This is a genomic window from Undibacterium sp. GW821-FHT11B02 (genome assembly GCF_058808955.1).
Window position 1 is genome coordinate 39,203 of the sequence record NZ_JBXASD010000023.1, and the last position, 20,260, is coordinate 59,462.

Annotated in this window: 16 protein-coding genes; 13 read left to right on the forward strand and 3 right to left on the reverse strand. The window is 50.0% G+C overall.

The window, feature by feature from the left end; all coding sequences use genetic code 11:
- Positions 1-92 precede the first annotated feature (92 nt).
- The gene (locus AC1RVX_RS29410; protein ID WP_493220144.1) at positions 93-1,001 is read right to left on the reverse strand and encodes a LysR family transcriptional regulator; all 909 of its coding nucleotides are present in this window, start codon (positions 999-1,001) and stop codon (positions 93-95) included.
- Between the two features lie 116 nt (positions 1,002-1,117).
- Between AC1RVX_RS29410 and AC1RVX_RS29415 the strand changes: the two genes are divergently transcribed.
- Positions 1,118-1,903, forward strand: coding sequence for an alpha/beta fold hydrolase (locus tag AC1RVX_RS29415; RefSeq protein ID WP_493220145.1), 786 nt, complete (start codon positions 1,118-1,120; stop codon positions 1,901-1,903).
- A 223-nt stretch (positions 1,904-2,126) separates the two neighbouring features.
- Here the strand turns inward: AC1RVX_RS29415 and AC1RVX_RS29420 are convergent, their stop codons facing one another.
- Positions 2,127-6,395: an NACHT domain-containing protein gene (locus tag AC1RVX_RS29420; RefSeq protein WP_493220146.1), complete on the reverse strand. Its 4,269-nt coding sequence runs from the start codon at positions 6,393-6,395 to the stop codon at positions 2,127-2,129.
- Positions 6,396-7,029: 634 nt separating this feature from the next.
- Here AC1RVX_RS29420 and AC1RVX_RS29425 point away from each other — a divergent pair.
- From AC1RVX_RS29425 to AC1RVX_RS29450, 6 genes are all read left to right on the forward strand, one after another.
- Positions 7,030-7,956: an NAD-dependent epimerase/dehydratase family protein gene (locus AC1RVX_RS29425; RefSeq protein ID WP_493220147.1), complete on the forward strand. Its 927-nt coding sequence runs from the start codon at positions 7,030-7,032 to the stop codon at positions 7,954-7,956.
- 32 nt (positions 7,957-7,988) lie between these two features.
- Positions 7,989-9,173 (forward strand): SPASM domain-containing protein, encoded by a 1,185-nt coding sequence (locus AC1RVX_RS29430; RefSeq protein WP_493220148.1) that lies wholly within the window; start codon positions 7,989-7,991, stop codon positions 9,171-9,173.
- Entirely contained in the window at positions 9,170-9,709 is a 540-nt protein-coding gene (locus AC1RVX_RS29435) for a hypothetical protein (protein ID WP_493220149.1), read from the forward strand. Before AC1RVX_RS29430 ends, AC1RVX_RS29435 begins: the two co-directional genes overlap by 4 nt.
- Before the next feature lie 16 nt (positions 9,710-9,725).
- Positions 9,726-10,625, forward strand: a complete 900-nt coding sequence (locus AC1RVX_RS29440) for a glycosyltransferase (RefSeq protein WP_493220150.1) — start codon at positions 9,726-9,728, stop codon at positions 10,623-10,625.
- Between the two features lie 23 nt (positions 10,626-10,648).
- On the forward strand, positions 10,649-11,164 hold the full coding sequence (locus tag AC1RVX_RS29445; RefSeq protein ID WP_493220151.1) for an AAA family ATPase: 516 nt from the start codon (positions 10,649-10,651) through the stop codon (positions 11,162-11,164).
- 145 nt (positions 11,165-11,309) lie between these two features.
- Positions 11,310-11,408, forward strand: coding sequence for an Ig-like domain-containing protein (locus tag AC1RVX_RS29450; protein WP_493220158.1), 99 nt, complete (start codon positions 11,310-11,312; stop codon positions 11,406-11,408).
- 128 nt (positions 11,409-11,536) lie between these two features.
- Here AC1RVX_RS29450 and AC1RVX_RS29455 read toward each other — a convergent pair whose 3' ends face one another.
- Complete coding sequence (locus tag AC1RVX_RS29455) at positions 11,537-11,755, reverse strand: transposase (protein ID WP_493220152.1); 219 nt, start codon at positions 11,753-11,755, stop codon at positions 11,537-11,539.
- Between the two features lie 482 nt (positions 11,756-12,237).
- Here AC1RVX_RS29455 and AC1RVX_RS29460 point away from each other — a divergent pair, with 482 nt between their 5' ends.
- The 6 genes from AC1RVX_RS29460 (at position 12,238) to AC1RVX_RS29485 (ending at position 19,185) form a co-directional block, all read left to right on the forward strand.
- On the forward strand, positions 12,238-12,732 hold the full coding sequence (locus tag AC1RVX_RS29460) for a chemotaxis protein CheW (protein WP_493220159.1): 495 nt from the start codon (positions 12,238-12,240) through the stop codon (positions 12,730-12,732).
- A gap of 42 nt (positions 12,733-12,774) precedes the next feature.
- On the forward strand, positions 12,775-14,490 hold the full coding sequence (locus AC1RVX_RS29465) for a methyl-accepting chemotaxis protein (RefSeq protein ID WP_493220153.1): 1,716 nt from the start codon (positions 12,775-12,777) through the stop codon (positions 14,488-14,490).
- A 370-nt stretch (positions 14,491-14,860) separates the two neighbouring features.
- Complete coding sequence (locus AC1RVX_RS29470) at positions 14,861-16,549, forward strand: methyl-accepting chemotaxis protein (protein ID WP_493220154.1); 1,689 nt, start codon at positions 14,861-14,863, stop codon at positions 16,547-16,549.
- A 610-nt stretch (positions 16,550-17,159) separates the two neighbouring features.
- The gene (locus AC1RVX_RS29475) at positions 17,160-17,537 is read left to right on the forward strand and encodes a nuclear transport factor 2 family protein (protein WP_493220155.1); all 378 of its coding nucleotides are present in this window, start codon (positions 17,160-17,162) and stop codon (positions 17,535-17,537) included.
- Between the two features lie 11 nt (positions 17,538-17,548).
- Positions 17,549-18,481 carry an NAD(P)-dependent alcohol dehydrogenase gene (locus tag AC1RVX_RS29480; protein ID WP_493220156.1) on the forward strand — a complete coding sequence of 311 codons (933 nt, stop codon included), beginning with the start codon at positions 17,549-17,551 and terminating at the stop codon, positions 18,479-18,481.
- 2 nt (positions 18,482-18,483) lie between these two features.
- On the forward strand, positions 18,484-19,185 hold the full coding sequence (locus tag AC1RVX_RS29485; protein ID WP_493220157.1) for a helix-turn-helix transcriptional regulator: 702 nt from the start codon (positions 18,484-18,486) through the stop codon (positions 19,183-19,185).
- The last annotated feature ends 1,075 nt before the right edge of the window (positions 19,186-20,260 follow it).

Sequence of the window (20,260 nt, forward strand, 5' to 3'; positions counted from 1 at the left end):
GGCCGGTGGTACGCTAGAGTGGAATGAGTGGTTTCATTCACTGGAATACGCAATTTGGGAAGGCAAGCAATACTCCAGGTCCATTTCGCTCATCAATGACGGTCCCAACTGGGGCCGTCGGCCCACTCTGTCGCCAGATAGTCGATGAACTGGCGTACCTTGGACGGCAAATAGCGAGCGCTTGGAAACACTGCATGTACCGATAGCTCTAAGTTATCAAAATCCGGTAATAGCTGGATTAGTTTTCCCGAGGCGAGATATTCTCCGAACACGAAGGTGGGACCGTGTGCGATACCAGTGCCAGCCAACACCGCTGCCAGCAGCATATGCATATTATTTGATTGCATGCGTACAGGGCCGTCGATTAGATATTGATGCTTTGCCGCATCATTGACATTCCAGCCGCCAGCGGTGACGGCTTCGCTGAAGACCAAGCGTGAAGCAGTGCGAAGGTCGTTGGGTGTGAGGGTAGCGCCATGTTGCTGTATAAACGACGGTGCCGCACAGAACACCATACGACATGGCGCTAAGCGCCGAGCCACAAGTTCTGAATCAGCCAGACGCCCGATCCGAATCGCCACGTCTATGCCGCTTGTATGCAGGTCCACATAACGATCATCGAGTGTTATGTCGACCGTAATGTGCGGGTGCTCGGTCATGAAACGAGCGACCAACTCCCCCAAGTGCAGCATCCCGAAGCTCACCGGGGCAGTAATGCGCAACTGACCCTGCAACATAGTGCTCCTGTCACTTACCTCACGGTTGGCCTCCTCAAACTCCTCCAGAATCCGTTTGCAGCGCTGATAATATGCGCGCCCGGCATCGGTAGCGTTCAATTTACGAGTGCTACGCTGAATCAGTCGCACATTCAGACTCGCCTCTAGACTGCTTAGATATTTTCCTGCCATTGACGCCGATAAGCCGAAGCGCTTGCCTGCCGCCACCAGGCTTCCTTCATCTATCGCTGCAACAAACACCCCAATTTCGGTCAAACGATCCATTGCGTTCCTTAATTCGATAATTTTACGAATGACTGATGATAGCAAATGCCAGATTATCGCGTTTAGGGATCGTATCTAAAATATACCCATGCTTTTACCAACAAGGAAGAATCATCATGAAAATTGCAGTCAATGGTATTGAAATTAACGTCAAAGACCAGGGCGACGGCGCTCCAGCTCTTGTATTTCTGCACTACTGGGGTGGTTCGTCGCGCACATGGGACGCGGTTATCTCAGCGCTGCCTCAGAGTTATCGCACCGTAGCGCCGGATCTGCGGGGCTGGGGGGACTCCGACGCCCCCCTTACCGGCTATGCATTGGCTGACTTTGCAGACGATGCGCAGCAAATGATCGCCCACCTGGGCTTACGTGAATACGTGCTGGTGGGACACTCGATGGGAGGTAAAATCGCCCAAGTACTGGCCTCGCGCCATCCTATAGGTCTCATTGGCCTGGTGCTGGTTGCAACGATACCGACACCGCTGGTGTTACCCCCTGAGGCCCGCGCTGGAATGCAATCAGCCTACCTGTCGCGCGAATCGGTTGGTATGGCGCTCGAACGTATGCTGACCGCCAAGCCGCTCTCTGGCGCTCTGCGTGAGCAAGTCATTGCCGACAGTCTGCGCGGCGCTCCCCAGGCTCGTGATGCTTGGCCAACTTCGACCAGCCTCGAAGATATTTCCAATGTAGTGGGGTTGATCAATGTACCAGTTGCCGTCGTCGCGGGTGAGTTGGACCGAGTGGACACGGTGCCTATGCTCAAGGCGGAACTGCTGTCTCGCATCAGCCAGGCTACGCTGCACGTGTTACCCGGGACCGGTCATTTGTCACCCCTTGAATCGCCGGTGGAAGTGGCGGCCACCATAGTCGAGTTCATTCAATCGTTGAAGGCCAACCCATAAAATACAAGGGTAAGAAGGGCACCAGTGCGTTAACAAAAATTTGATTTACGGCTGCTTTGCTGTTCATGATGATCTTGCCAGAATATGCAATTGATAAGTATTATCGTACCTGAAAAACGTGATACAAAAGCATTTTTTCAATTAAGGTGGCCTTTCGTGATCGGATTGTCGAGTTAGGTAGGAACGACTGCGTTGCAGACAGACGATCTAGCCTCGTTCCTTATCAGTTCTTACGGAGCGCGTTCAACTGTTCCTTACTTGGCTGGAGAAAATCAGTTTTCTGACCGAAGGGCTTTAAGCTTCCAGCATCAACGATGAAAACAGTAGTGTGATGAAAGCGGCCACCAAACCCATTGCCTCCGCCCGAGTATTGACTCGCATACACGTTCTTCTCGCCAGCAAGAACCCACACTGGCTCAAGCCCGGCTTGGGCGAGGCGTTCTAGGAAGTAGTCGCGAGAGACAATCCCTGCTCCGGCACCACGCGTATGTAGGGAGGGATCTTGCCACCTAAGAACTCCTGCAGCGTCAACATATTGCGGTTTCTTTCCGCTGTGAAGGCGCAGGTCAAGAAGCTTCATAGTGCCAGCAGACGGAAAGTGGAGCGTGAACGAATCCTCGACTGAATTATCCTTCGTATTGCCTTCGGCGATTAGGGATTCGACGATGGCAGCGTAGGGAGTGACGATACCTATGGAGATGTCCTTCGAAAGCTTTATTTCCCTTCCGTCGCGCCAGCCGTGCTCTCCCAAGAAGGTCTCCAGATCTCCATCATCCGACAGTCTCGATGAGTCACTACGTTGCTGGCTCAGCAGATTTGTGGCTAGAGCAGGTCCAGCACCGAGGCGAGTGACCAAGCACGTGATGTGGGACCACGCGTCTGCATGGTTGCGTCTGCTCTGACCCGGAACCTTCCAGTGTCGAAAGCTATGCACGACAAGCCACTGGCAACCGTCGGGGCTGGCGACTTCAATCTCTTCGGGGCCGTTGCACAAGTCACTTTCCACAGCAAGCCATGCAAGGAGCAAGTCCGTGTCGCCGAACGGCAGCCTCGGTGAAGACGGCGTCCACCAAGTGGTAGGAGTTGAGGACCAACCAGACTCTTGGGTGCTACGTACAAGGAGTGATGGGTCAATATCCTTCTTCATGTAGCGGCCACCGGGTCCGTATTCGAAGGCCCGCAGTTGGCCATCGTCATGATAAGAGCAAATAGCGAGGTTGTCGGTCAATCGAACCGTGATCTCCGCAAGTGCGATGCGCTGGTACTTCTTTCCTATTCGCTCGACACGATGATTGCCCATGCGTTCGCGAGAAATGTGGGAGCCTTCGTCGAACTCTTCGAAGAGTTCCTCGGTCCATCCCCTCGCGTGCGCACGAACGCATATCCAGCGCCTCACAGTCGCGTGATCGAACTCAGGCGGATGAATGCCGTTGTCGTTCATCCTGGTCGCCTCGAGTTGATGCCGCTCGGCAAAACGACCGTACTCTGCAAGCATCTCCGGCGAGAGCTGTTCCTTTAGCTCCGTGTTCGCCTTCACTAGTTCGTCCCATAACCGTGCCGACTCTTCTCTACCCTCATCGCTGTACCAACTCCGCTCGAGCCGCTGGCGATAGTTCAAGCTCGCACGAAGCAGGTTCGTGTAAGCATTAAGTTGTGTAGCAGTTGCCATGTCCTCGAAGCTTGCTTCCCACTGTTCGTAAAGTTGCTGCGTGGTTTGCCCAGCATGTTCCCGAGGCAAACTCGTGATGTCGTGCAGCCATGTGCGCAAGGTATAGTTTCCAAAATCCGCATCCCTTTCGGTCGACGAGAAAATAGAATCGCCATACCCTTTCTTACGGTATTTCTTAAGGTCTTCGTCGGTCACCGGTTCCAAGGGCCAAGGTGAAGTGAACTTGGCCTTGCAAGCTTCAATGTCGATTTCCGGGGGCAACTGGCCTGCAGCTTGGGTATACAGCAGGGAGCCTAATGCATAGTCGCGTGCTAACAGGTTAAGAGGCGGTGTGCGGTCACCGGCGAAGTAGTTCGCCCAAACTGCTGAAGCAACCGCTTTGCATCCGGAGCGGTCTATTCCCTGCATCATGGCTCCATAACAAGCCGCAAGCAGGCGTTCAGAGATGTACGGATCGTCCACTTGACCAAATTTGTCGAGCAGGGCAGCGGCAACAACAAGGTTAGAGGACAGCAGATTTACTAAGGCTTTCGTGGCGCGATCTCGTACGGCCCGGTTACTGGTCGACAGGAACCATGTCAGCGCGACAGCAGCGAGCCACAGACGCTGGTGTTCCACTTCCCCAGCTTCCACTTGCCAAGCCCACTCAATGAGGGTCTCGGTCGTACCGCCTTCACTTAAGTCGTCTTCCGCAAGGAAGATAGACCACACAGCGTCTCTCTGAGGCATGGGACGCTGCCAGAGGTCTTGGTGCAACCATTCGGCATTAAATTGATTTTCCGGCTCAGTACAAACTAGCAGCAACAACCCGTAAGATGATTGGCCAGTGTACTCGCATAGCGTTGACACCCAATCGACCGTCCGTTGCGAGAACGCGCTGGGCGCACGCCACGCAAGCGAGCTTATGAAGGCGTCGGTTAGCGACGAGGAATTGATTGCATCCTTGGGTAATATATCGAACAATTCGTACCCGAATCTCTCGGGAAACTGGACCGTAAGCGCCTCAATGACACCAGCAAAGCGCCAAGATGCGTCGGGATCAAAGTAGGTGACAAGGGGCTCTCGTCGAATTGATCCTGTCAGGTCGGCAGGGTCAATTTGCGCAATGAGGCGCTCGGCTCGCAGGTGATCCGACAGCCGCTCGAACGTAAACCTGATGGTTTCGATATTCCTTCCTTCGTGGCGCTCCATTTCCTGAGTAAGCACGCCTTCGGAGAGAAACGCCGACAAAAGGCTCTGATCCACTCTTCCCCCTGAATGGAGGAAGCGCTCGAATAGTTCACTCGCAGTATCGAATGGCAGACTACCGAAGTCGCAGTGCGCAGCGCAAGCATCAAGAAATTCGTCGAGTGCTTTACGTGCAATCTTCAGTTGGGGCATCAGCTTCAACTCTCTTTCCACCTTCTTAGCCACCGCTGACAGGTAGAAGTTAAAAATAGCCGTGATGCCTTCCAGGCCCTTGGGAAGTTGCTTGAGGTTTTCCGCGTCAAGGTACGCGCAGCATGTCCGTAAGAATAGGGGATTTTCGAACTCACGAGCCAAATTTGGCGAACTGGGACGTGCTATACCGCGCTTGTCTAGATATGCCTTGGCTGCCGCTCCGGCATGGCCCGCGAAGCCATGATGAACCACATGCTCGATTCCCTTCAGCGGGAGGTATTCCAGATATGTGTCACGCACGGTCAAGACTAGGGCCAAGCGCGGGAATTGCTGCATTTGTGTAACGAACCCTTGAAGGCGAGTTTCCCACAGGTCGATCCCGTGCTTTTCGTTTAAGGCGTCAATTGCGAGAACGGACCGGCAACCTGCGGCCTCTGCAGCAGCGTCCAGAGCCCCGAGGAACTCGTTCGTGCTAACCTGACCTAGATCCAGATGCTCGCGTATCTGTTGCCAAGGTTCGGCCTCGGCCAAGGTTCCGGTCAGTACCAAGATAAATGGGCGTGCCAGCTCAAGTTGCTTTGCGCCGAAGTCGGCAACCAAATGCGACTTGCCGATGCCAGCCTGTCCAGAGATGAGCAGTTCCCGCTTGTTCGCGAGACGCCAACGTACGCTTGCGAGCTCGCGCCTAACGTGGTCTATCGATGAATACAGATCGAACAGGTCTCTCCGGACACTTGTATGGTCCTTGGCGGCGACTTTGTCTTGAATCTCGCTCAACGCATTCGAGACGCTCAGCACGCCATCTGCCGACAATGCGACCCAGATATCCAAGGGGAGGGGAGCGTCCAGTGTAGCGGGTGAGCTGGTGAGAGCATCTAGAAGCGGCTCGCAGGATTGTTTCATCCGGCCTGCTACGGAAGTAAAGCCGTGCAGTACCAGGTTGCGAGTCGCTCCGTCGAGCCGGTATGTGATTTCTGCAGCCCAGGCGGCCGGTTCCTTTAGCAGTTCAGCATTACGCGCAAGCGCTTGTAAGGCTTGCTGGATGGGTAAGTCCACATGGCTCTCCGGACTGTATCGCTCGCCAAGATTGCGACGCGGAACCTCGAATTTCTCAGAGAACCAAACTGTGCTGAAGCGGACGGTGTCAAACCAGTAGCGTGCTCGCCCCGAGTAGGCAGGGGTGTCGCGGCCAAGCCGCTCCGTGATACTTGACGCGCTCCAAAGTTCGATTTCCAAGATGCGGCCCTCCGCTGCGGCATCCTTGATGCTCTTGTCGCGCCAGCCCTCGTATCGTTGTACCTGGCTCAGTTTCTGGCCCGAGCGGTTGTCTTGAAGGTCGATAGGCAGACAGACAATGAACTTCTTTAGCTGAGGATGGGCGGCCATCGCGCGCTGAAAGGAATCAGTTAGATCATTTACCTGCGTCGATTCGAAGCTATTCATGAGGTACTTGGCTTGCCAGCCAACTTCGCGCCCGTCTGCGTACCTTCGGTAGCACTCCAGGCCTTGGTCCGCCCCTGGACCTTTCCGAACGAACCATGAGCCCTCAACCGGGTCCTCTAAGGCAGCCAATTGGCAGCAGAGTTCCTCAAAGCCCCCCATCTGTCTGCCTCGGTGTTCTCGAATGTCAGCGAAATTCATGCGTAACAACAAATTAGCCTCTCAAGTATTGTGTTTGCTCCGCTCTCCTGGCCGGAGCTCAATAGTAATAGAACAGTTTAAAGCAGCTCTCGATGCAAAATAAAACACTTATTGAGAAGAACACAAATTATCATAAAGAAGATTTCCATAAATGTAATATATAGTTAATTATTAATTTGAGTAGCAAAATTAATAAAATTGATCTTCCGATTTGACGATAATATCTACATTGACAACTCAATAAGCATGAGCAGATGGCTGTGTCTCATCATCCGGAGTTTCTAGTTCGTTTCCATTTAAGAGATAATTTTCTAAATCGAGTGCAGACATGTGCAAAAAAATTACTGGGGCAGAGTATCCCTTAGTCAAAATATTTAGTTCCGATTTTGATTGCGTCATTCGCTCTCCCATGGCGTAAGGACCATTTCATTTGATCATGAATAAATCAATATTAATAACTGGATCATGTGGTTTGATTGGAACCGCACTTAAATTGGCGCTAATTGAATTTGGTTACAACGTAATTGGTTTTGATATTCGTGGACGGGCCGCTGAATTTGGAGACATTCGAAATAGGGAATCTGTCATTCGTGCTATTGGTGGTTGTTCTGGGATAATAAACTTGGCAGCGGTATCGCGAGTTGTACATGCGCAGAGGAATCCAGAAGAATGTTGGAAGACGAATGTTGGTGGATTGGAGACTTTGCTGAACGAAGCATTGAGACGAGCTGAAAAACCTTGGATAATTTCAGCTAGTAGTCGAGAAGTATATGGAGAAGGTACCGGCATCCCAATTAGTGAATCTTCACCACTAAAGCCTGTCAACATTTATGGAGAATCAAAGGTCGAGGGTGAACGATTAATAGGAAGGGCAACAGATAATGGTCTTAGAACATCCATAATTCGATTTTCGAGCGTCTATGGGAGCCCAAAAGATCATTCAGATCGGGTTGTACCAGCGTTCGCCAGGGCAGCGGCTATCGGCGGAAATTTGCAGATTGAAGGAGCTGAAAACGCGTTTGATTTCACGCACGTTGATGATATTGTTGATGGACTGATTAAAGTAGTTAGGTATTTTGAAGATGTTGGCTGTTCAAGTCTTGATCCAATACATTTCGCGTCAGGGCAAGCGACGAGTTTGTACGAACTTGCAAAAATGGCAATCGAAATTGGAGGAATGAAAGCTACGTTTTCTAACGCGCCATGTCGTACATATGACGTTTCAAGATTTTGCGGGGAGCCAACGCGCGCGCGAGAGAAAATAGGATGGCGTTCAACAACGCCGCTTAGTGAAGGTCTCGCACGTCTGATTTCAGCGTTCTCAAAGGAAAGCATTGATGAAATCGTCAATGCAAGAAGATAAATTAGTCAAAGTTAACTCCTGGACAAAGAGATATGGAAACATTTGCTAGGCATCACAATCTTGACATAAATAATAGCGAATTTGAAAATGGAATTATCAAGTTAGAGAGTTTGCCTCCTGTACTCTTTGTAGAACTGACACAGAATTGCAATTTGAGTTGTTCAATGTGTCGATCTGCTGACGGGAAGTATAAAGATCGAAACATGAGCAACGAATTATTTGAATTAGTGTCGAAAAAACTATTCCCGTCTGCTTCGTTAATTGATTTACGGGGATATGGCGAGAGCACAATATTGAAGGATTTCGAAGGAAAGCTAAAGATCGCAAGTACTTCGGGTGCAAAAATTCGACTAGTTACGAATGCGCTTGCAATTCGCCAACCTTTATGGCAACAACTTATGGAGAGCCAAGCCAACGTAGTCGTTTCGGTAGATTCTATTAATAGCTCGACAGTTAAGTCTCTAGGCCGTGGCAGTTTGGATAAACTAAAAAGCTCGCTCGAAGTAGGTAAGTCTGAAAAAACTAAAGCTGGAGGAAAAGGCGAAATTTGTTTCAACACAGTGATTTCGAGTTTGAATATCAATGAGATAAAAGATATTGTCGAATTTTCGGCATCCTATGGCGTGCAAAAATTAACCCTTTTCCCAATAGTTACAAGGAAAGAGAATCCACTTCACTTAGACAACGTGATGTCCATAATTCCGGAAAGCTTAAGAATTGCCACCGCACGTGCACTCGATTTGAACATAGAGTTGCGTCTTGGCGCTAGCCTTGATTCAACTTTAACATTAGATGCAGGCTTGCCATTTCGATGCTCGCATCCATGGCAATATTGCTATATAGATTATGCAGGGAATATTGGTTATTGTGATCACCTTATTGGCCATGCCGCACTTACATTAGGGAATTTGACCAAGAATACATTTGAGGAAATTTGGAATGGAGATCAATACCAAAATCTTCGAGCGCAACACGTGGTTGGGCGGCGTGGTGGGTCGGCCAAAATGGAGTCAGATCTCCCACATTGTAACTGGTGTTACAAGCGAAGGTATGTGGATTTCGAAGAGGTTACAAATTCCAATGCCAGTGAGAGAATAATTTCCACGCATACTGTCGAGTCGCTTGTAAGCAATATTTCAGGTACAGATCGATCTGAATTCTTAAAATCTCGATCTATTCCTTTTAAGAAGAGTATTCCAATAAAGCGCGATAAATGATTGATATTGCATTGGTACGAATTCCAATATTTCTTCTGACAGATGAATTCCAGAAAGAGGTTCGCGCCGCTTTTTCGTCAGGAGCTTGTATTAATCATCATAAATTAAAAAAAATGGTCAACGAACATTTTATATCATTGAATGGCTTGACACTTCAGAACTCTTTGATACAGACGGAATCAATCAAAGCATTTCTAAGACACGGGTATACCCCAGTTTTTCTTTTAGGAGAGTTATCCAATGAAGAAATTTCTTCGATGAAAATAGAATTTAAAAACAAGAACGTTGGAGTACTAAGTATATTTAGCAGCGATGAAAGTTCGAATACGAATTTGATAAATAGGATGAAATATGACTCATTTAATAAGACGCCTCCACCAAACTCGGATGAGTGGTCTACATATGGAAACCGAATCATCCAATCGCAAAAATTCAATGATTTCTTGCGTAACAACAATTCAGAAAATAAATCGACAATAGATGCGGCGTCATCGTCAATGAAATCTTCGCTACAAGATTTCATGTTTAATCAATAAAATATTAGGGCAATCAATGGCAAGATTTGGAGAATCCATCAATCCCGACAATTTGTATTCTGGAACCATCCCGTCAATTGAATGTGGGTCAATTTCTGTTGTCATCCCAGTGAAAAACAACCAGTCTGGCATCAATAGATTTTTAGATACTTTTTTTGAAGTTATTCCGTCAAACGAATACCCAATGGAAATTATTATTGTTGACAATAATTCCGATGTTCCGATAACACTTAACAAGTGTTTCATGTCTTACGGCAAGATCCCAATCCGTGTTTTACATTGTTTGATTCAAGGCCCCGCGGCTGCAAGAAATATGGGAGCGAAAGCTGCATTAGGAGAATGGCTGCTCTTCTGTGATAGTGATTGCATCCCAACAGCAACCACGCTATCGGGCTATTCAAACTGCAAGGAGAAAGCTATTGCATTTGCTGGCAATGTCAAAGGCTGGCCCCAATCCAATCTTACTGCTTTCTATGATAGTGAAAATGTCCTACTTCCCAGAAAAGTTAAAAATTCCAGTGATAGGCTGGTGCCGATATACATCGTCACGGCCAACGCTTTGGTTTGGAAGAGTGCCTTGGCTGAAAGTGGTTATTTCGACGAATATTTTGATGACGCTGCTGGTGAAGATGTCGAAGTCACACGGCGATTATGGTTGCTCGGTAACATTGAAATATGCGAAGAAAGTCTTGTTCTTCATGATTTTTCCGATGGATTAATAGGGTTTTCCAAGCGCTTTTTGCGTTATGGAAAAGGAAATCGAAAGATCGAAGTTACACAAAAAATCAACATGAAACCAAAATTTAGCAAACCACGTTTACCTTCTTTTTGGAACTACATTGGAAAATGTTTTCAATATTATTTCATGTGTATTGGATACTATCGTGAAAAATATCGGACAACGAATCGATTATAGTCTGATTTGATTAAGAGACCAGAATGTCAAATTGCCATAAAATAATTGTGATTCGTGGTGCACCCGGCATTGGAAAAACAACGCTTGTTTCGAATATAAGAAGGTGTAATTCAATTGCAGTTGTGGTCGATGTGGATGATATTAGGCGAATGATTAATTCAGAAAAATTCATTCCAGGCGTCGATGATACTTATTACCAATCTATTGAAATTTCTGCTCAATTAGTAAAAACCTTTCTTGGAGCCTCTGCTTTTCCAATTGTGCTTGTTGATGTATTTTACGACTCTTTCGTTGATTCGCTTACAAACCACTTAGATGAAATAGAATTCAAATTAATCACTTTAATTACAACAGATGAAATATTGTGCAACCGAATGAAAAATAGAAAAGAAGGGTTTATAAACTTGGAAATTGCCAAAAAGATCAATCAAAGATTCTCGAGCAGCAACCTGGATGGCGAAGTTTTGTTAAATATTGGTGATCGATCAGCAAAGGCAGTTTTTTACCAAGTGCACTCCGAAATTTTCAAAATTCAATAAGAAAAGCTACCCTGATCGGCACAGCGACTGATAGTGCCAGCAACACTGCGACCAGTACACCGGCCACCGTCAATGTCATCAACAACAACCCACAATCAGTCTGACGGCCAATCCGGCCAATGCCACTGCACCGGCGACCATCATTCTGAGTGCGACCGCGACCGACACCGATGGCACGATAGCTAAGGTGGAGTTCTTCAATGGCACAACGACTATTGCGACCATTACCACAGCACCATTGTAAGTACCTGGTAAAGTCATCTGATGATTCGGTTGTCTGTTAAAACACTTCATCAGCATTATTGCCCATCCTCAGCCCTGATTCCGCTTCACCTCGCAGCATGGTGTTGATGTCATTGACATAAGCCGGCATCAACACGACACATGGCGCACCACCGCCTGTTTAGGATCATTGCTTAGCCGTTCATGTTCACGGATCCAGATCCGTACCATGTTGGCGTTCAATCCATATCGAAGGGCTGTCGCTGCAATTGACACACCAGGTTGTTGGCAGGCGTTGACCACCTGATTCCTGAATTCGACGCTGTGACGCCGACGCCGCACCTGCGGCATATCTATTTCTTCGTTCATGTACACTTGTCCACTTATTACGTGGACACAATCATCCGCGCTTAGCTGCTTGGATTCAAGGTGACATTACCGGGGGCTTACTGAGGTTGGGTGCACCGCCGTAGTGCAATCGCATGAATTCCTGAATTAGGGTGTAACCGGGGGACTTGAATATTCGAGGTAGTGGCGAGCCAAGACTTGTCCGCTACGGATCGCCATATAGTAAGGATTTCCCTATTCAATATAAGGCTTTGCCGATAGGTGGAATTTTTCTTTTGTGATATCTTTATTTCCACATGGAAACTAAATGGACCTCAAAATTAAAACGCGCAGTAACGTCGGGGAAAAATAATACGCAAACAAGCAATAACTTCTTTATGCAAGTTGATGGCGGCGCTATATACAACCTAATGCGTTCGCATACCGAGCTAATCAACTGTGGGGGATATCGCTGCAGGGAGTTATTTTTTTAGGATTTTTGAATGGATACGGTACAAAGTATTATGCCAGCGTCAACGACACATGCAACGCTGGAAAAGCCTTTTCAGGCGTTAGAGTTTCTTGCCTTCACCTTGGACCAAGAAGAATACGGCATCGACATCCAAAGAGTCCAAGAGCTGCGCGGCTATGAGGCCGTGACCCATATCGCCAATGCGCCCGAGTTCATCAAAGGAGTGATCAGCCTACGCGGCATCATCGTACCCATTGTCGACATGCGCATTAAGTTTAATCTCGGCATCCCGAGTTACGATCAATTCACTGTCGTTATCATTCTCAACATTGGTGGTAGCGTGATAGGCATGGTGGTCGATAGCGTGTCGGACGTGATTACCTTGACTGCGGAGCAAATCAAGCCTGCACCGGATATGGGGGTGGTATTTAATACGGATTACATTATAGGTCTGGGTGCGGTGGAGGAGCGCATGCTGATCTTGGTCGATATTGACAAGCTCATGTCTTTCACTGAAATGGGACTGATCGACAGATTGACGAAGTAAAGGCCGTATCTGCCCACCAACATCACGGAAAAAGGAAGAAGAATGAATATCGGAAATTGGAAAATTGGAACACGACTGGGATGGGCTTTTGGCTTGGTGCTGATGTTGTTGGCGGTAAGTACAGTGTTTGCTATTTCAAGTTTGCGATTGTTAAACGAGGGTACCGATCAAATCGTCAATGACAAGTACCCCAAGGCAGTGTATGCGTATGACATTTTGGATATAGTGAATCGCAACGCTCGGGGTATGCGCAATATGCTGTTGTGGAGCGACCCTGCGGAAGTGGAAAGGGAGCGCCAAAACATACTCAACAATAAGAAAGAAAATGGTGAGAATTTTTCCAAATTGGAAGCGCTAGTCAAGTCAAATGAAGGTAAGGCGTTGCTGCGTGTTGCTGTGGACGCCAAGATGCAATATGGGGTGTCACAAAAGCAGTTCATGGAACTTGCTGCCGCTGGAAAAAAAGAAGAAGCCACCATCTTCTTGCTGACAAAAATGCGACAGGATCAACGCAATTATTTTGAAGCGCTGAGAGACTTGATTCGGCAACAGACAGAAGCGGTCACCGAAGGCGGAAAACAAGCTGAGAGCACTTATCAGAACACACGCGTGACGTTGTTATCCCTTGCCGTGTTGACACTCGCGTTGGGAAGTGGAGTGGCAATCTGGATTACCCGCTCCATCGTTGTTCCGTTGCGCGAAGCGGTGCGCGTTGCGCACACGGTCGCGGCGGGGGATTTGAACAGTCAAATCGAAGCCCGCACGACCGACGAGACTGGACTGTTGCTGCAGGCACTCAAGGAGATGAACGATAGCCTGGTCAAGATCGTCTCCGAAGTGCGTACCGGTGCGGACACGATCGCCACCGCTTCTGGTCAGATCGCCAGCGGCAATCTCGATTTATCTTCACGTACTGAGCAGCAGGCCAGCTCACTGGAAGAAACTGCATCCTCAATGGAAGAACTGATCAGTACCGTTAAACAAAATTCCGACAATGCGCGTCAGGCGAACGGGTTGGCGGTATCCGCGTCCGAGGTTGCTATCAAGGGTGGGGCCGTGGTCTCGCAAGTGGTCGATACCATGGGGTCCATCAACGAATCGGCGAGGAAAATTGTTGACATTATCGGCGTCATCGATGGTATCGCTTTCCAGACCAATATCCTGGCATTGAATGCCGCAGTCGAAGCTGCCCGAGCCGGTGAGCAGGGTCGTGGTTTTGCCGTTGTGGCGACCGAAGTGCGTAATCTGGCACAACGTTCGGCGGCAGCCGCCAAGGAAATTAAAACGCTGATCAGCGATTCCGTCGAGAAAGTAGACGCTGGCACCAAGCTGGTCGGTCAAGCTGGTGCGACGATGAACGAGATTGTTGATAGTGTCAAACGCGTCACCGACATCATGAGTGAGATTACTATTGCTGGCCTAGAACAGACTGCGGGTATTGAACAAGTGAATCAAGCGATCGTTCAAATGGATCAGGCCACCCAGCAAAATGCCGCTTTGGTGGAAGAGGCCGCCGCAGCCTCCCAGTCGCTGCAAGATCAGGCTGGTAGCCTAGCTCAAGTGGTTAACGTATTTAAAATTGGAGCAGTGCGTTCCGCTGTCGTCACACCGTTGAGGGCGGTCAGTCGTCCGGCTCAGGTCGCTAGCTCCGTTTCTGCTCCGATCACTCCCATCGAGCGTGCGAGGGCGCGTGCGAAACCGGTGAAGTTGACCGCGAACTCATCAGTATCCGCGAACGGCGATTGGGAAGAGTTTTGATCCCATGGGCATGAAGCCGTTGACATCAGCGAACAAGCACGCCTTGATGTGTCCTAGTCTGATTTGATTGATGCCATTCGTCATCTTGGACAGAGGGGAAGCTGATTTTTTTGTGAACTTATCGAGAAATTCTCTGGAATGTATTCCAGAGAAGCCTGAACTGCGGGCATTGCGTGAGTTGTGATGTACGGTGGATATCGGAAGCCAAAAGCAGGCCAGGATTCTGTCGAAAATATATTAAGGAAGCTTGCGCAAGCTTGAATTCTTATTGGTGTATGTCCGTAAGAAACCGCTTGATTAGAGGGCTACAGTTTAATAAGCGATGCGGATAATATACTTGAGGAAACACGACGAAAGAGATAAAGGACATATGGAAATTAAAAATCTGAGCATTGGTACCCGCCTTGGCTGTGGCTTTGCCATTGTCTTGCTACTGGCGACCGTTTCATCCGGTGTGGGCCTGTGGCGTCTGAATCAAGTTGCCGCCGATACTCGTGCGATGATGCAGGAACCGCTCACCAAAGAACGCATGACTGAGGAGTGGTATCACATTACGTTTGCCGGACTCAAGCGACAGTTGGCCATCGTCAAAAGTGGTGATCCGAGTTTAGCCGATTTCTTTGCTGCTGATGCCAAGGCTTCCACCAGCCATATCAATGAGATTCAAAAGTATATCGAGGCCCATCTGGCCAGCGAGCAGGAACGGACATTGTTTCAGCATGTCGGGGCTGCTCGTTCGAAATACCTCACCAACCGCGATCTGATCTTGGCAGCCAAGCACGATGGTCGCAGTGAAGACGTGGCCAAGTTGTTTGAACAATTCACACCCTTGTCCGAGGCGTACAAGAAAGCCGAACTGGAATTTTTGAACTATCAAAAAGAGTCAGTGAACGGACTGAGCCAGGAAGTGGATGCAGTGGCGGCGAGCAGCAAGCTGTTGGTGGTGTCACTCATCGTCTCGTTTGTTCTGTTGGGCGGACTGTTCGCCCGGTATTTGACGCTCAGTATTACCAGGCCTCTGACTTACGCCCTGGCAGTGGCGCGACGGGTGGCCGATGGCGATCTGACCTCCGCGATCGCTGTCCGCTCGCGCGACGAAACTGGGCAGCTAATGCAGGCGCTGAAGGACATGAATGGCAGCCTGTTCAAGATCGTGAACCAAGTGCGGGTCGGCACCGATACGGTTGTCGCCGCGTCGATGCAGATAGCCAGTGGTAACCAGGAGTTGTCGTCGCGTACCGAGGCCCAGGCTGACGCACTGGAACAGACCGCCTCATCGATGGAGGAATTGACCAGCACTGTGAAGCAAAATGCTGATCATGCGCGCCAGGCCAATACTTTGGCGGTTTCAGCCTCCGAGGCTGCGGTCAAAGGCGGGGTCGTGGTGTCCCAGGTGGTTAGCACCATGGACTCGATCAATGCCTCGTCCAAGAAGGTCGTCGATATCATCGGTGTGATCGATAGCATCGCATTCCAGACCAATATCCTGGCCTTGAATGCAGCGGTGGAGGCGGCCCGTGCCGGGGAGCAAGGCCGAGGTTTTGCGGTGGTGGCTACCGAAGTACGCAACCTGGCCCAACGTTCAGCCAGCGCCGCCAGGGAAATCAAGACCCTGATTGGTGACGCCGTTGGCAATATTGATGCTGGTGCGCAACTGGTGGAGCAAGCCGGTGCCACGATGGATGATATTGTCATTAGCGTCAAACATGTCAGCAACATCATCGGCGAAATCGCTTTGGCCAGTGAGGAGCAGACGGCTGGCATTGAACAAATCAATCGCGCCATAACGCAGATGGACGCGGTCACTCAGAAAAATGCGGCGCTAGTGGAAGAAGATGCCGCTGTTGCGCAGAGCATGCAGGAGCAGGCCGATAATTTATTCCAGGTGATCAGTGTCTTCAAGCTGACGAGCGGCGTCACCGTCACCAAGCCTGCTGTGGAACAGACTACATCACGGGTGGGACTGCCGAGTAACGCGGCCCGGAACGGCGCGGTTCTTGCAGCGGTCCGAGCTGCCGTTTCGGCCGAAGTTGAACATGAGGAATGGGAAGCACTCTGATGACAAGAGGGGGAATGGCAATGCGCAAGCATCTCAAGTACCGCTTGAAAACGGTTCGCCTGGACTGCGGTATTCCGTAACGCCAAACCGTATCATATCGTCTTTTGCACGACACTTTTTCAAATCACATACTACATAGACATTAGCCCAATAGCGGTTTCTTGGCCATTGACCTCTTGAATACACACGATAGTATCAAAGGAGCTTGTGAGGACTTGTGCTCTCCCACGGTCAAACGAAACCGTAATCAAGTTACAAAGACCGCCTTCGGGTGTTTTTTCGTGTATATGAACTTTTTTATTTCACCATGACGTTAGCACCGAATTTGGCTGACGTTCGCTGAGGCTCGCCACAACCAATTTTCCTACGGAGTAAGCGGGTTCACCATATGCAGGTGCTTTCCGCAGCCTGCTCTGCTTTTCTTTCATTTGGCTCTCAGCCATACATGGAAATCTGCGCTTCTATAGGAGTTGTCTGCTGCGTGGGCAACCCCGTCGAACGTGCAGTCTCCGAACTGCGTTCGAGGGGGGGCTTGCTTAAAGAATGGTGACAGAATCTGTCACTGTGGTAATCTAAACTGAGTTTTCTTACACAACAGAAGGAAACCATCATGACCAAAACTGACGCCACGGCTTTACAAATTGCTCACACCTATGTGGAAGCAATGGCCAAAAAGGATGTCGAAACGATCATCTCGATTTCGGCCAAGGGTATCGTCTGCACATCGCCCATCGGGCAAACCACAGGCATCGAGCGCTTCCGGGACTTCCAGGCGGGGTTTTCCCAGATGATCACGAATCTGACGGTTCTCGCCGTTCATGGTGACGACAAGCAAGCGGTGGTGGTCTACGACGTTGAAACACACCCGGTTCCGCACTCAATGGTCGCTGAACTCATCAGGGTCAAGGACGGAAAGCTCGCTTCTACCGATGTGATTTACGATGCCACGCCGTTCGCAGCCTATATGGCAACGGTTCAGCCTCACTGAAACGGCCTGCTATGAAACGTATTCAATACGACAAGTACGGCGGCCCGGAATTGATGCGGCTCGAAGCCTTCGAGCTGGCCACGCCGGGTAAAGGTGAGGTGGCAGTGAAGGTCAAGTTTGCTGCCATCAACCCCATCGACTGGAAGGTGCGCAACGGCTATCTCAAGATGGTCACCGGCAAAGTCTTCCCGCGTGCGATGGGCAGTGACTTCTCCGGGACCGTGATTTCGGTCGGTCCCGACGTGACGCGCTTCAAACCTGGTGATGCCGTGTTCGGTCTCGCCCGCATCAAGGAAAGTGGTGCGCTTGGCCATGCCGTGGTCACCAATGAAACCTTCATGGCCAAGAAGCCTGACAACGTTTCCTTTGAGGATGCGGCTTGCCTTGGAACCCCGGGCGTAACAGCTTGGAACGGCCTGGTAGACAAGGCGAAGCTGGCAGTTGGCCAGCGAGTCTTCGCCAATGGCTGTACAGGCGCGGTGGGCGAAGCAACTGTGCAGATCGCACGGATGCTGGGTGCCACGGTCTCAGGCGGTTGCAGCGCGGGGGCAACGAAGAGGGCTCGATCCCTTGGCGTTCAAACCGTTTTCGACTATCGGACAACCGATCTGTCGAAGATCGGTGAACGCTTCGATGTGGTCTACGACACGGCGGCAACGATGACTACGGCTGTAGGTCTCAGCCTGCTGAGCAAGGATGGCGTGTTCCTCGACATCAACCCAACCCCAGGCAAGTTCATTCGTTCAATCTTTAACCGGCGACTGAAACCGATTGTTTGTACGCCAAGGTCCGATATTCTAGATGACCTTGCTAGTGCCGCCAAGGACGGAAAACTTCGCCTTCCGGTCGCCGAGACCGTGCCCCTGAGCGAGGCAATTCGGCTGGTCAGCGCTCTGGAAGCTGGCCGCAAGCTTGGCGGGAAGGGCCTCGTAGTGATGGACTAAACGTGTCGCGAAGCCACCGATTATTCGACCTCATGCAAGTGCTACGCCGACACCGTGGAACGGTATCCGGCAATGTGCTTGCGCGCGAAGCTGGCGTGTCGCTGCGCACCATCCGCCGCGACATCGCCACGCTACAAGCCATGGGGGCCGATATCGATGGCGAACCCGGCGTCGGCTACATACTGCGGCCAGGATTCCTGTTGCCACCTCTGTCTTTCACAGAGGAAGAGTTGCAAGCACTCGTTGCAGGCGCGCGATGGGTCGGTCGCCAGACGGACGAAAGTCTGGCGTTCGCTGCTCAGAACGCGCTCGCCAAAATCGGTGGGGTGCTTCCTCCTGAGATGAGGAGGGCCTTGGACGACGATGCTCTTTATATTTGCCGTCAAAGGGAAGATGTATCAGACCTCGATTTGGCGCAGGTTCGACGCGCAATGCGCGAGCAGCGCAAGATGCACATCGTTTACACGGATCAGGCTGGAGCTGCGTCGGAGAGGACCATCTGGCCCATCATGCTCGGCTTCGTCGAATCCCGGAGGTTCATTGCAGGATGGTGCGAGCTACGCGAAGATTTTCGCCTTTTCCGTGCTGATCGCATTGTAAAGGTCGATTTCTTGGATGTTCGCTATTCAGGCAACCGTCGGCAGCTTGTCAAGGAATGGCGTGCCCAGGAAGAGCGCCGACGTAAGCCGCAAAATAGCAGCTAGAACGTATCGAGCGCGCTATCTAACTAGAGAAGCAAAAAAATTGGAAATTCTGAGTTCGTTAGCCTCGCGTCGGGGTATGGTTATATTTTAAAAGAGGGAGCCCAGCTTTTTGCGCCATCGTAACAAGATAATGCGCCTGACGCATGAGGTAGAGGGGATTGGGAGCTGGGGAGGATTGATGGAATTATCTGTGGTTCCGGCTTGCAACCGCAACAAGCCATGAAAAGCCAGCCGCAAGCGGCTGGCTGAATTAAAACATTTTGCACTATGCTATTAATTAGCCGGGAGCAGACTCGACGGGTGTAGCCTGAATTGGACCAACTCCAGCAACAGCGAATGTAGGCGGCCCATTTTCGTTATTAAAATGGTAGCGCATCTCAATAGAAAAATTCGTCGAGCCACCCGTCTGTAGGAGATAGATATATATATACAAACCCACTGCCAGTGCTCGTCTCAGCCCGAATACCGCTTATTTCACACGGTGCTGCTTGCCAACCCCAGGCGTCCCGCCCGCTATTTTCATCTCCCCAACTGACGCCAAGTCAAAACGAGCTTGATACCAATCAGTATCAGTTGGTGGTGCAGGCAGAGGAAGTTTCAGTGTTGCATAAGTATTCGCCGGTGGGTTTGGTGGCTTAACAGTGATAGTTACACTCATAGATCAATCTCCCAATAAGTAGTCATACATATGATTGCTTCACATGTAGCGTTCAGCTTGTGATCAGCCGAATTCTGAGATGTGTAACCTCTTGGCCTGCACTTGATACCTTGCGCGCAGAATGCGTCCAGCGGGCAGCATCCAAGATATATGTGTGCGATAAAAATTGCAATTATTTTGAGGGTATAGCTTCTGTCAGTCCGCCGCGAAGTGATCGTGTCAGTGCCTGAATTTTAAGGTCTTTAGTGAGACTGTCCAGTTTATGGCACGGTATGTTTACGTTGGTTTTCCAGAGGGTGACTACTGCACCATGCCCGGAATGGGAGGACTTGGGGAGGTACTGGTTGGTTTGATGGCACTTGAAGCCAATTATGTATTTACTTCGCGCATACTGTTTTTTCGATGAAGAATGCAGGT